Here is an 11,004-nt window from a genome sequence, read left to right as displayed (position 1 = left end):
CACACCAAACACAGGGCCCCCCCCCCCCCCCCCCGCCGGCCCCCCCGGCCGGCGGCGGGGCGCCCCCCCCCCCGCCCCCCCCCCCCCCCCGCGGGGGGGGGCCGCGTCGGGTTTCCCGGGCTCGGTGCCGTCCCGCGGTCAGGCCCGTCCCGCGATCAGACCGAGCCGGCCGTCGAAGCGCCGGTAGAGCACGCGGCCGCGCCCGCTGACGGGGTCGGCGAAGAACAGGAACGGCAACTCGGCGTCCACCAGCCGGTCGACGGCCCGCGCCTCGCTCAGCCGGGGCGCGCCGTACGGACTGAGCGTGATCGGCGCGGTGCGGCGGCCGGGCGGTCCGGCGGCGACGGTGCGGGCCAGCCGGTAGCCGGTCGGCCCGACGCGGTAGACGACGGCGTCGGTCTCGGTCGCCGGATCGGTGAACAGGTGGATGTGGTAGTCCATCGCGTCCATGGTCCGGGCGGCCGCCTCCGGCGAACACCACACCAGCGCGGGCTCCTTGCGCCTGACGATCCGGGGGTCCCCGCCGCCCCCGCCGACCCCCCGGTCCGCGGCGGACGGGACGACGGGCGGCACGGCGGACGCGTCGACGAGCGCCCCGGCGGGTGAGGCGATCCGGTGGGCGCCCGGCCACGGGCGCGGCGCCCAGGCCCCGGTGACGGCCCTGATCCTGCCGCGCAGCGCGTCGGCGGCCCGGTCGAGGGATTCACCCAGCTCGGCGGCGACCTCCTGCACCCGGATCCGCCGACCGTCCACCTCGGCGTTCACCTGCGCCAGCACACCCCCGGCCACGGCCGCCAGCCTGACCCGCAGCGCCTCCACCAGCGTCCCCACGCCGGGTGCCACCGCTGCGGCGGCGACCCGGACCCGGGCCTCGGCCAGGACCTCGCCCGTCAGCCCCTCGAACGCCCCCACTGCGACCAACTCGCCCATCACCAGGCCCTTCCATTCCCGTCCGGCGCACTCCGCCGACCAGGATCCCCATCCCCCCGTCGCCCCGGCCAGGGACCAACGACCCCACCCGCTGGGCCGACCGGGCCCACCAGGGAACGGGAGAACGGGCCCGGGGCAGGGCGCCGCGGGGCGGGTCGCTCAGGCGAGCCGGGTGCGGAGCCAGCCCTTGACCTCGGGGGTGACCGGGTCGGTGATGTCGGTGAACTCCTCGTGCTTGGTGAGGAACTTGGCGACGTACGGGCAGATCGGCACGATCCGCTTGCCGGCCGCGCGTACGTCGGTCAGCGCGTCCTGGACGAGACGGCCGGCGAGGCCCTGCCCGGCGAAGGCGTCGTCGATCTCGGTGTGGAAGAAGACGCGCTGGTCCTCGTGGTCCCGGTACTCGGTGAAGCCGGCGAGCGTGCCGTCCACGAGGATCTCGTACCGGTGCCGCTCGTCCGCGCGCTCGACGACGGTGCTGGTGGGAGTGGTCACGGTGGGGCCCTTCGGTCGTGCGGAGTGTCGCTGGAGTCGATCATGGGTATCCTGCCAGGCCGTCCCCCGGACGGGCCATCGCCGTCCTCGGGAGCCGGGCCGTCCCGGCTGCTCCGGAGCCGGTGCTCCGCGCCGGGTGCTCCCACGCCGAGTGACCCCGCGCCCGGGCGTCCTCGTGCTGCCCCGCGTGGCGCCGGAGGTGGCGGCGGTGGCGGCGGTGGCAGGCCCGGGGCGCTCGCGCGGGGAGCTGCGGATGCTGGCGGAGATCGATGACGATCTGCGTGCGGACAGACGCGCCGGACCGTGCCCCCGAGCACCACGCACGTGGTGCCGGGTGCCGGGCGGCGTGCCCGGAACGGTCGTGCGCCTGCCGACCGCCGTGCTGTCGGTGTTGCGGTCCCCGTCCCCGTCCCCGTCGCCGGCTCCGTCGTCGGGTCTGCCGTCGGGTCTGCCGCCGTCCAGTGCCACCGCCCACTCAGCGGCCGCGCCGGTCGTCTTCGGCGGGGTCCGGGCTCCGGCGCTCGTCCGCGCGGCCGTGCGGCCGGTCGCCCGGCACCGAGGGATCGTCCCGTGAGCGCCCGGGCGGGCCGCGGTGGGCCCGCAGGTCGCGGAGTTCGCCGATCACGGCCCAGGCGACCGACACCACCGGCACCGCCACCACCGCTCCCAGGACGCCGGCCAGGACGGCGCCGCCGGTCACCGACAGGGCGATGACCACCGGGTGGATCCGGACGGACCAGCCGAGCACCAGTGGGTGCAGCAGGTGTCCCTCGATCTGGCCGATGACCACGATCAGGGCGAGCACCAGCAGCGCGACCACCGGCCCGCGCGCGGCCAGGGCGACCACGGAGGCGACGGCCAGGGCGATCGGCGAGCCGATCAGCGGGATGAGCGCCGCCACGAACTCCAGCACCGTCAGCGGCAGGACCAGCGGCACCCCCAGGATCGCCAGGGCGACGCCGACCAGCACGGCGTTGGTCGCCGCCACGATCAGCACGCCGCGGGTGTAGCCCGCGAAGGTGCGCCAGGCCGCGCGCCCGGCCCGGTCCCAGACGGTACGGCGGCGGGCCGGCAGCTGCCCCTGCGCCCAGGACCACATCCGGTCGCCGGAGTGCAGGAAGAACACCGAGCAGAACACCGCGAGCGCCAGCCCGGTGACCAGCTCGACGGCCCGGCCGGCGCCGCTGAGGGCGGTGCTGACCAGCGTCGAGCGGTGGGTGGAGATGAAGTCACCGATCTTCGCCCGCAGGTCGGTGACGGTCCCGGGCCGCAGGTGGAAGGGGGCGCCGGTCAGCGAGCGGTCGATCCGGCCGAGCCCGCCGCGCACCTCGTTGCCCAGCCGGTTCCACTCGTCGGCGACGGTCGTCCCGACCAGCGCCAGGACCCCGCCGATCACCGCGAGGGCGCAGAGGAAGGCGATCAGGACGGCGAGCGAGCGGGGCATCGCCCTGGCCAGCAGGTCGACCAGCGGGCGCAGGACCGAGGTGATGACGAGCGCGATGAACACCGCGATGACCGGCAGTTCCAGCCGGCCGAGGACGTCGACGACCAGGTAGGCGCCGACGCCGAGCAGCCCCAGCCGCCAGGTGTACCCGGCAGCCGTTCGCAGTCCTCCGGGGACGTGCTCCACCGGCCCGGCCCGGTCGGCGTGCTCCACCGGGGCCCGGCGGCGCGGTGCCACCCGGGGGCGTCTGCTGCCGAGCGGTACGGCCCGCCGGTTCGGCCCGGAGCCGTTCATCCGCACGGGTGGCCTCCCTTGGGTCCTGTCCGGCTCCTGGGTCCTGTCCGGCGGGGGCGCGGCCCGCCCCGCGACGTCACGGTGTGCGGACGGCGTCGGCGGGGACGGATCATCGAAGCCTCCCGGGTGGAAGTCCTGCTCCCAGCGTCTCTCCGGCGGGGACTCTTCGTACACCCGCACCCTCATGCCCGCCGTGCGCACGTCACCGCGGCGGGTCGCGGGCGGGCGGGGCGCGGGCCGTGCGGTCGGATCCGGTGCCGGCGGACGGCGGGCCGGAGTACCCGTCGTCCCGGCGCAGGTGCAGGACCGGCAGGAGCAGCCAGGAGAACGCGAACCAGAGCACGACGGCACCGGCGATCCAGCCCGAGGACGCCGCGTCGTCGGTCGCGACCCGGAGCAGGAGCAGCAGCGCCGACCCGATGGTCAGTGCCGGCAGGACCAGGCCGCCCACCACCAACCGGGCCGCCGAGTCGACCGGTTGGGGCTTGCGGCGGCGCCCTGCGAAGACCCGGTGGTAGCCGACCGGGGCGGTGGGCCGGTCGGCCCGCTCGTCGGGCGACTCCCGGCGGCCGGTCCGGCGGGGGTCGGCGCGGCGGCGGCCGGTCCGGCGGGGTTCGGTGCGGCGGGGGTCGGTGCGGCCGTGGGGGTCGGTGTCCGGCGTGGTCATGGGATCGCCTCCGAGTCCTGTTCACCGGTGCGTGCAGCCAGGACCGGGCCGGGCAGATGCGCGGGTGGCCGTTCCCGGGCCGGGCACACGCAGCGTCGTCCCCACCCGTCGTCCCCCGTCGTCCGGGCGCCGTCGGAGGCCCGGACAGGTGTGCCGTCCGTGTACAAGCGGCCTGGCGCGGGAGGAGATTCGGTGACACGGGGTGGGGGAAGAAGGTGGCCGTCATGAGAAGCCTCACCCGCCGTTACGCGGTGACCCTCCCCGGCCCGGTCGGCGGGCACGCTCCACCAGCCGTCGTCGTCCACGAGACGAGCGCCGTGGGCCCGGCGGGGGGCTCGTCCGGGAGAGCGCGGACGGCGGACTCCGGGTGGAGATCAACGGAGGGTGGCCACCGTCCTCGCGGCGCCGGCGCCGGCGACCGGCGACCGGCAGCCGGCACCCGTGCCTCACGGCCGTGCCGCTCCCGTGACCGCTGGCGGAGCGGACGGTTACCGGGCGCTGGCCGCCAGGGCCTCGCGCACGGTGAGCAGGCAGGGATCGCAGTAGCGGTCCGGTGCGGCCTCGACGGCGGCGTTGTCCCCCGCCGGGACGACCCGCTGGGACGGCTCCAGGAACCGCCCGCACAGCGACGACGTCGCGTCGTCCTTCGCCACCACGTGCCACACCACGGCGGGCGGGGACACCGCCGGGTCGTGCTCGGCCCACATCTCGTACACGGCGCTACCTCCGGATCGCTGGGGCTCGGTCAGTCCATGCAACCCCGGGGTCCGCCGAACGGCCACCGGGCCGGACCCGGTGGGATGGTTGTCGGCCCGGTGGGGCCGGAGGCCGCTCCGGGGTGCGTGGATCCGCCGGCCGTGGGCGGACGCGCGCCGCGTGAGGTCGGGCCCCGCGCCGGACGCCCGGTCTGCGCCGCACGGCCATGGCGGCCCCCGGACGGAGTAGCCGGTCTGCTGCCGTCCGTGCGCCTGCCCCCGCTCGGTGGTGGCGACACGTCTGCCCGGCCGGCCCCGCTCACCCGGGCGGGCCGAGCCGTAGCCGCACGGCCAGGTGGGGCCCCTGCGCCTCGCGCTCCTGCTCGACCGTCCCGCAGAGGGCGGTGAGCACCGTCAGCACCCGTTCGACGTCCTCGTGGCCGCCGAGCAGGTCCGCGTCGATCCCGCCCGCCAGGGTGATCGCCTGCGTCGGCGTGGCCCGGTCCCGCCCGCTGCGCGCGTCGAAGGCCTGGGAGAACAGGTGCACGCCGGCCGGTGCCGCGCGGGGCGGGGCACCGGCGGGCCGCGGGCCGGCCACCACCCGGGTGCCCTCCGAGGTCACGGTCGGCGGGTCCTCCCACACGTTGCCGACCCGGGTGCGTCCGCGTCCGGTGTGGTTGGGGAAGACGGTCTCCAGTGCGTCCAGCACCGTGTGCGCCGCCTCCGGCGGGCCGTCGGCGAGGCGGACGAGCACGTGTCCGGCCGCCAGGGGCAGGCCCATGGCCCGTCTCCTTCCGGTGGGATTCGCTCCCTTCCGTTCTACGGCCGCAGGCACGGCCTGCGCACCCCGGGCGGACGGCGGCGGCACCGTCCCGACCGCCCCGGAACGCCGACACCGCCGGGCCCTCGACGAGGACCCGGCGGTGTCGGCACGCCGGTGCGTGCGCGCTGCGGACGGAGCGTCAGGCGCGGCGGCCGCGCCGCCGCCGGGTGACGAACACCGCGCCGCCGCCGAGCGCCAGCAGCGCCACGGCCGTGATCGCGATCGGCACGGTGTTCGAGTCCGCGCCGGTGGTGGCCAGCGCCGGACCGGAGGCGCTGCCGGTGGGCGCCGCGACGGCGGTGCCGCTGCCGGTGCCGTCCGTCGGGCCTGCCGGGGCGGAGGCGGAGGCCGTGGCCGAGCTGCCGCCGGTGGGCTGACCGGTCGGCGTGGCCCCGCCGGCGGGCTGGCCGGTGGCCGGGTCGAGCAGGAGGGTGGCGGCCTGCGGGGACTTGAAGTCGAACATGCCCTCGATGGAGCCGGCGTGCTCGTCGAAGGAGGCGTCGCCGATCCGGCCGGTCTTCCAGTTGTCCTCGACGAAGCGCAGGACGGAGGTCTGGTCGGTCAGCGTGTGGTCCACGAAGTTGGCCTTGGCGTACGGGGACGCGACCATCAGCGGCAGGCGCGGGCCGTAGCCGCAGCGGTCGGCGTAGCCGCCCGCGCCGCCGTCCTTGCCGCACTGGCCGGGGCCGTTGAGGCTGTCGTTGGCGGCGTCCCGCGAGCCGTTGACGGGCTCGGCGAACTTGTGGTCGTACCAGCCGTCCGAGTCGTCGTACGCGATGACGACGGCGGTGGAGGCCCAGTCCTTGGACTTCTGGAGCTTGTTCAGGGTGTCCACGACGAAGTGCTGCTCGTCCAGCGGGTCGGAGTAACCCGCGTGCCCGTCCTGGTAGTTGGCGGCCTTCAGGTAGCTGACGGCGGGCAGGTTGCCGTGCTGCAGGGCGGCGTCGAAGTCGGTCAGGTCGTACTGGTGGTTGGCCTGGCCGTTGTGCCCGACCTCGTCCACGTCCTTGGGCGCCAGGTGCTTCGGGTTCGCGGTGGACTTGTAGTACTGGAACGGCTCGTGGTGCGGGTTGTAGTCGGTCTGCGACGCACCCACGATGTTGTCGTGGGCGGCCCCGCAGACGGCCTTGCCGTCCTTCTCGCCGGTCGGCTTGAACCCGCCCTGGAACCAGCCCCAGCTGACGCCCTTGTCGTTCAGCAGGTCGCCGACGTTCTTGCCGGTCATCACCAGCTGGTTGTGCTGGGGGCTGGAGCAGTCGTCGTAGCCCGGGTCCGGGTCGTTGATGACGGTGCCGACGCCGTTGGCGTCCGGGGAGGAGACCACGTAGGCGTCGGTGGTCTTCTGGCCGGTCTTCGGGTCGACCGGGTAGCCGCCGTGGGTCTGACCGGTGACCAGGTTGAGCGCGCCGGGGGTGGACGGGCCGTAGGTGGTGCCGAAGAAGCTGTCGCTCATCGCGAAGCGCTGGGCGTAGTTCCACAGGGCGGTGACGGTGTTGCCGTCGTAGTAGTCCATCACCAGGCCGGGCTGGGTGAACATCGGCGCCTTGCAGCTCTCGACGTCGGTGTGCTCGACGAACTTGTCCATCTTGCCGCCGTCGAAGGCGAGTTGCTCGTCCTTGTAGGTGTGGTCCTGGTCGCAGGTGACGGCCTGGGACGGGCTCAGCCGCTTCGGGTTGGTCCCGTTCGGGTTGTGGTGGAGCAGGTCGTCGGAGAGGCCGTCGACCTTCGGGGTGCCGGGCTTGGCGGTGAACTTCACCTTGTCGTCGGCGGTGTTGGCCGCGTTCGGGTAGGTGCCGAAGTAGTGGTCGAAGGAGACGTTCTCCTGGAATATCACCACCAGGTGCTTGATCGGCGTGGCGGTCTGGGGGGCGTCGGCCGCGAAGGCTGCGGGCGCGCCGCCGAGGGCCGCCAGGGAGACCGCGCCGAGCAGGCCGGCTCCGGAGCGGAGCCACCGTGTGCGGGTGGGGACTGCGTACATGGTTGGTACCTCGAACGTCAGATCATTTTTTTCAGAGTTGGGGCCCCGCCGGTGGATCTTGGGCGGCGGGGCGCCACGAAGGTAGACGGGCGAGGTGAACGCAGTTTACATGTACACGTGAACGCCGGACCAACGGGGGTGGTACGAGGGGGAGCGTTCCGGCTTCGAAAAGGTTCGGATGCGTCGGAAGCTTGACGGCGCGTCGGATGCGTGACGGCCCGTCGGGTGACCGGTGACCGGTGACCGGTGACCGGTGACCGGTGACCGGTGACCGATGGCCGATGGCCGGTGGCCGGTGGCCGGTGGCTCGCGTCGGTGGACCGCCGGTCTGCGGCCGTCAGTCGGTCATGGTCGCCTCGACCCCGGCCAGGACCAGCGCCAGGCCCGCCTCGAAGCCCTCGTCGAAGTCCCGGAACATCACCCGGCCCGCCTCGGCGGCGAGCGGGTGGGCGGCCAGGCGCTCGGCGCGCGCCTCGACGTCGTAGCCCTCGTCCCCGTCGAAGGGGTTGGGGCCCATGGCCTGCTCCTCGATGACGTAGCCGATGGTGTAGCTGTACGCGGTGTACCAGGCCCGGGTGGCGGTCGCCATGGTGAAGCCGGCGTCGATGAGCAGGCGCAGCGAGGCGTCGAGGCCGGCCGCGTACGAGGTGTCGGTGAACCGGGCGCCGCTGTAGACCTTCGCGCCGTCGCGGTGGCGCAGGAGTTCGGCGCGCAGGGCCCGCATCGTGGTGAGGTACACCGCCCGCCAGTCGGCCGGTGCCTCCGCCGGGCCGCCGCCCGCCCCGGCCGCGCGGGCCGTCATCCGGCGCATGATCTCGGTCGCCATCTCGTCCAGCAGCGCCTGCTTGTCCTTGAAGTGCCAGTACAGCGCGGGTGCCTTGACGTCGAGCGAGGCGGCGATGGCGCGCAGGGTGAGGCCGTCGAGGCCGACCTCGTCGAGCAGTCTCAGTGCGGCGTCGACGACCTGGGCGCGATCGAGCTTGGGGGTTCTCTGCGGGGTCACGCTTGACAGTTTAACGCCGTTAAGTGCACGCTTCCGGCATCGGCTGCTTAACAACGTTAAGGGGGTTGCCGTGACCGCTCGCGGCACGCACACGGACGTCCTGATCATCGGCGCCGGGCCCACCGGCCTCGCCCTCGCGCTCGACCTCGCCCGGCACGGCGTCGCCGCGCTGGTGGTCGAGCGCGGCGCGGAGCTCTTCCCCGGCTCGCGCGGCAAGGGCCTGCAGCCGCGCACCCTGGAGGTCCTGCACGACTACGGCGTGCTCGACCGGGTTCGCGAGGTGGCCGGCCACTACCCGCCCAACCTCTTCTGGAAGGACGGCGAACCGCAGGACGAGCGCCGCATGTACGAACCGGCCGAACCCTCCGAGGCCGAGCCGTACACCGAGACGCTGATGCTGCCCCAGTGGCTCACCCAGCGGATCCTGCACGGGCGGCTGCGCGAGCTGGGCGGCGAGGTCGCGTTCGGCCGCGAACTGGCCGGCCTCCGCCAGGACGAGGACGGCGTGACCGCCGAGTTCGCCACCGGTGCCCCGGTCCGGGCCCGCTACCTCGTCGCGGCCGACGGCGGACGCTCGACCGTCCGGCGACTGCTCGGCATCGGGATGACCGGGGAGACCGTCGACCCCGCGCCGATGCTCATCGCCGACGTCCGGGTCACCGGACTGGGCCGCGAGCACTGGCACGTGTTCCCCTCCGACGAGGGACTGCTGGCGATCTGCCCGCTGGGCGGCACCGAGGACTTCCAGCTCGTCGCCGGGTTCCCCGAACGGACGGCCGTCGACCTCACCCTCGACGGCCTGCGCGCGGTGGTCGCCGCCCGCTCCCACCTGACCGCCGAGCAGGTGACCGAGCTGCGCTGGATCTCCGGGTTCCGCCCGCGCGCCGCACTGGCGGACCGCTTCCGCGCGGGCCGGGTGTTCCTCGCCGGCGACGCCGCGCACGTCCACTCGCCGGCCGGTGCGCAGGGCCTCAACACCAGCGTCCAGGACGCGTACAACCTGGCCTGGAAGCTGGCCGCCGTGCTGGCCGGCCGGGCGGACGCCGCGCTGCTCGACACCTACGAGGAGGAGCGCCGCGCCAACGCGGCGGAGATGCTCGCCCTGTCGACCCGGGTCCACCGCGGCGAGGAACGCCGCGGCCGCGCCACCCAGCAACTCGGCCTCGGCTACCGGGAGTCCTCGCTCGCCGTGGACACCCGCCCGGACCTCCCGGAGGACGCGCTGCGCGCCGGCGACCGCGCCCCCGACGGACAGCGCGGCGGCACCCGCTTGTTCGACGCCTTCCGCGGTCCGCACTGGACCCTGCTGAGCGTCGGCACCGACGACCCGCTGCCCGCCCTCACCGCCCCCGTGGTCCGCATCCCGGCCTACGGGGCGTACGGCACCGGCGTGTTCCTCGTCCGCCCGGACGGCTACCTCGGCTGGGCCGGCCGGACGGCCGACGGCCTCACGGACTATGCGGACCGCCACGGGCTCCTCGACGGCTGACCGGGCCGGACCGGTGCGGCCGCCCGGCGTTCACTCGGGACGGTCGTCGGAGCGCTCGTCGCGACGCCCCCGGCGTACCGCCAGCAGCAGAAGCAGCGTGGTGATCGCGCCGCCGATGCCCAGCCGGGAGAGCTCGACGCCGGGCGCCCGGAGGACGGTGAGGAGGGCGGCGAGGCAGAGCCCCAGCAGCGCGAGGACGGCGGCCTGCCGCATCAGGTCGCGGGTGAGCGCCGCAGTGGTGGCGGCGAACCCGGTCAGCAGCAGGGTGATCACGATCAGCGCGTCGGCCACCGGTCGGCCCCCCGGGCGGTCTCGACGCGTGCGGTCGCCCGGGCGGCGGCCGTCGCGCCGTCGGTGCGCTCCGTCAACGCCGGCTCCAGTGGCGTGATCTGACGGACGAGGGCAAGCCGGCCGACCCGTCGGCCGTCGGGGGAGGCCGCGAGCGGCGGCCGGCCGGGGGCGAGTCGCAGCACCGCCGCGCCGGCCGCCCCGAGCAGGGCGATACCGCCGCCCACCGCCGCCTCCAACGGCGGCACCGAGCTGATCAGCACGAGGTTGAGCAGCAGCAACGCCCCCCACCAGAGCAGGAGTTCGGCTGCGGTCCGCATCTCGTCCCTCCCGTCCCGGTCGTCGGTGCAGTGCCGCGGGTGCGGCGAGCGGCCCCAGGTGTACCGCCCGGTGGGCGACCGCGTCCCGCGCGCAACGCCGCCGTGCGCGGGATCGCCGTGCCGGACCACTCGTTCGCCGGAGCGCGCGGCGGAATCGTCCGATCAGCCGATTCCTCGGATCATCGGACGTTCGGCCCGGACCGGCGTGCGCGGGGCGAACCGCCCGGGGCGGAGCACCCGCCGCGCCGGCTCAGTCCGGCGGCTCGTGCGGCTCCGGTTCACGGGCCGGTTCGTGGGCCGGTTCGGTGGTCCGGTACTCGGGCCCGTCCTCCGGCCCCTTCCGGTCCTCGTGCCCGGGTGGCGGCGAGCCCTCGCCGGCCAGCCGGGACTCGGGGGTCTCGACGGGGACCGGAAGGTCCTTGGGTACGGGCTGGTCCTGGTCGGTCATGGGATTCGCCTCCTCGGCCGAGTGTGCGGGGGGAGTCCCGGGCCCGGGGGGGGGGGGGGGGGGCCCCCGCCGCCGCGGGCCGTGGTCCCCCCCGCCCCGGACTTGAGAGCCGCCCGCAGACAGGGGCGGC

Annotated in this window: 12 protein-coding genes and 1 pseudogene; 2 read left to right on the top strand and 11 right to left on the bottom strand. The window is 75.1% G+C overall.

All coding sequences use genetic code 11. The features are described from left to right. Positions 1-138: 138 nt before the first annotated feature. The 4 genes from ACFV0O_RS31110 to ACFV0O_RS31095 form a co-directional block, all read right to left on the bottom strand. Positions 139-930 carry a sigma 54 modulation/S30EA ribosomal C-terminal domain-containing protein gene (locus ACFV0O_RS31110; protein WP_380347052.1) on the bottom strand — a complete coding sequence of 264 codons (792 nt, stop codon included), beginning with the start codon at positions 928-930 and terminating at the stop codon, positions 139-141. 159 nt (positions 931-1,089) lie between these two features. Beyond that, entirely contained in the window at positions 1,090-1,425 is a 336-nt protein-coding gene (locus tag ACFV0O_RS31105) for a GNAT family N-acetyltransferase (protein WP_360255446.1), read from the bottom strand. A 475-nt stretch (positions 1,426-1,900) separates the two neighbouring features. Next, the gene (locus ACFV0O_RS31100; RefSeq protein ID WP_380347111.1) at positions 1,901-3,163 is read right to left on the bottom strand and encodes an AI-2E family transporter; all 1,263 of its coding nucleotides are present in this window, start codon (positions 3,161-3,163) and stop codon (positions 1,901-1,903) included. 202 nt (positions 3,164-3,365) lie between these two features. Continuing rightward, positions 3,366-3,830: a DUF6328 family protein gene (locus ACFV0O_RS31095; protein WP_380347050.1), complete on the bottom strand. Its 465-nt coding sequence runs from the start codon at positions 3,828-3,830 to the stop codon at positions 3,366-3,368. A gap of 56 nt (positions 3,831-3,886) precedes the next feature. Here ACFV0O_RS31095 and ACFV0O_RS31090 point away from each other — a divergent pair. Further along, positions 3,887-4,150: pseudogene (locus ACFV0O_RS31090) on the top strand (hypothetical protein); the annotation flags it as partial. A 168-nt stretch (positions 4,151-4,318) separates the two neighbouring features. Here the strand turns inward: ACFV0O_RS31090 and ACFV0O_RS31085 are convergent. The 4 genes from ACFV0O_RS31085 to ACFV0O_RS31070 form a co-directional block, all read right to left on the bottom strand. Beyond that, on the bottom strand, positions 4,319-4,546 hold the full coding sequence (locus ACFV0O_RS31085; RefSeq protein WP_380347049.1) for a hypothetical protein: 228 nt from the start codon (positions 4,544-4,546) through the stop codon (positions 4,319-4,321). Between the two features lie 298 nt (positions 4,547-4,844). Next, positions 4,845-5,306, bottom strand: coding sequence for a hypothetical protein (locus ACFV0O_RS31080; RefSeq protein ID WP_380347047.1), 462 nt, complete (start codon positions 5,304-5,306; stop codon positions 4,845-4,847). Between the two features lie 181 nt (positions 5,307-5,487). Beyond that, positions 5,488-7,326 carry an alkaline phosphatase family protein gene (locus ACFV0O_RS31075; protein WP_380347046.1) on the bottom strand — a complete coding sequence of 613 codons (1,839 nt, stop codon included), beginning with the start codon at positions 7,324-7,326 and terminating at the stop codon, positions 5,488-5,490. A gap of 337 nt (positions 7,327-7,663) precedes the next feature. Then, on the bottom strand, positions 7,664-8,329 hold the full coding sequence (locus tag ACFV0O_RS31070) for a TetR/AcrR family transcriptional regulator C-terminal domain-containing protein (RefSeq protein ID WP_380347044.1): 666 nt from the start codon (positions 8,327-8,329) through the stop codon (positions 7,664-7,666). Between the two features lie 70 nt (positions 8,330-8,399). Between ACFV0O_RS31070 and ACFV0O_RS31065 the strand changes: the two genes are divergently transcribed. Then, positions 8,400-9,818, top strand: a complete 1,419-nt coding sequence (locus tag ACFV0O_RS31065) for an FAD-dependent monooxygenase (RefSeq protein WP_380347043.1) — start codon at positions 8,400-8,402, stop codon at positions 9,816-9,818. A 30-nt stretch (positions 9,819-9,848) separates the two neighbouring features. On the opposite strand, the gene ACFV0O_RS31060 is transcribed toward ACFV0O_RS31065, so the two are convergent. The 3 genes from ACFV0O_RS31060 to ACFV0O_RS31050 form a co-directional block, all read right to left on the bottom strand. Next, positions 9,849-10,109, bottom strand: a complete 261-nt coding sequence (locus tag ACFV0O_RS31060) for a hydrogenase subunit MbhD domain-containing protein (protein WP_380347041.1) — start codon at positions 10,107-10,109, stop codon at positions 9,849-9,851. Further along, complete coding sequence (locus ACFV0O_RS31055) at positions 10,094-10,426, bottom strand: hypothetical protein (protein WP_380347040.1); 333 nt, start codon at positions 10,424-10,426, stop codon at positions 10,094-10,096. The genes ACFV0O_RS31060 and ACFV0O_RS31055 overlap by 16 nt, the downstream gene beginning before the upstream one ends. A gap of 250 nt (positions 10,427-10,676) precedes the next feature. Beyond that, a complete protein-coding gene (locus ACFV0O_RS31050; protein ID WP_380347038.1) occupies positions 10,677-10,874 on the bottom strand; it encodes a hypothetical protein in 198 nt (65 codons plus the stop codon). Positions 10,875-11,004 lie beyond the last annotated feature (130 nt).

It is taken from the genome of Kitasatospora sp. NPDC059577, assembly GCF_042735475.1.
GTDB lineage: Bacteria > Actinomycetota > Actinomycetes > Streptomycetales > Streptomycetaceae > Kitasatospora.
This window is presented reverse-complemented; position numbering and strand designations above follow the sequence as displayed.

Excerpts from the sequence above, each read along its gene's own strand:
- ACFV0O_RS31110 (WP_380347052.1), bottom strand. The coding sequence starts at position 930 with ATGGGCGAGTTGGTCGCAGTGGGGGCGTTCGAGGGGCTGACGGGCGAG.
- ACFV0O_RS31100 (WP_380347111.1), bottom strand. The coding sequence starts at position 3,163 with ATGAACGGCTCCGGGCCGAACCGGCGGGCCGTACCGCTCGGCAGCAGA.
- ACFV0O_RS31095 (WP_380347050.1), bottom strand. The coding sequence starts at position 3,830 with ATGACCACGCCGGACACCGACCCCCACGGCCGCACCGACCCCCGCCGC.
- ACFV0O_RS31080 (WP_380347047.1), bottom strand. The coding sequence starts at position 5,306 with ATGGGCCTGCCCCTGGCGGCCGGACACGTGCTCGTCCGCCTCGCCGAC.
- ACFV0O_RS31075 (WP_380347046.1), bottom strand. The coding sequence starts at position 7,326 with ATGTACGCAGTCCCCACCCGCACACGGTGGCTCCGCTCCGGAGCCGGC.
- ACFV0O_RS31055 (WP_380347040.1), bottom strand. The coding sequence starts at position 10,426 with ATGCGGACCGCAGCCGAACTCCTGCTCTGGTGGGGGGCGTTGCTGCTG.
- ACFV0O_RS31050 (WP_380347038.1), bottom strand. The coding sequence starts at position 10,874 with ATGACCGACCAGGACCAGCCCGTACCCAAGGACCTTCCGGTCCCCGTC.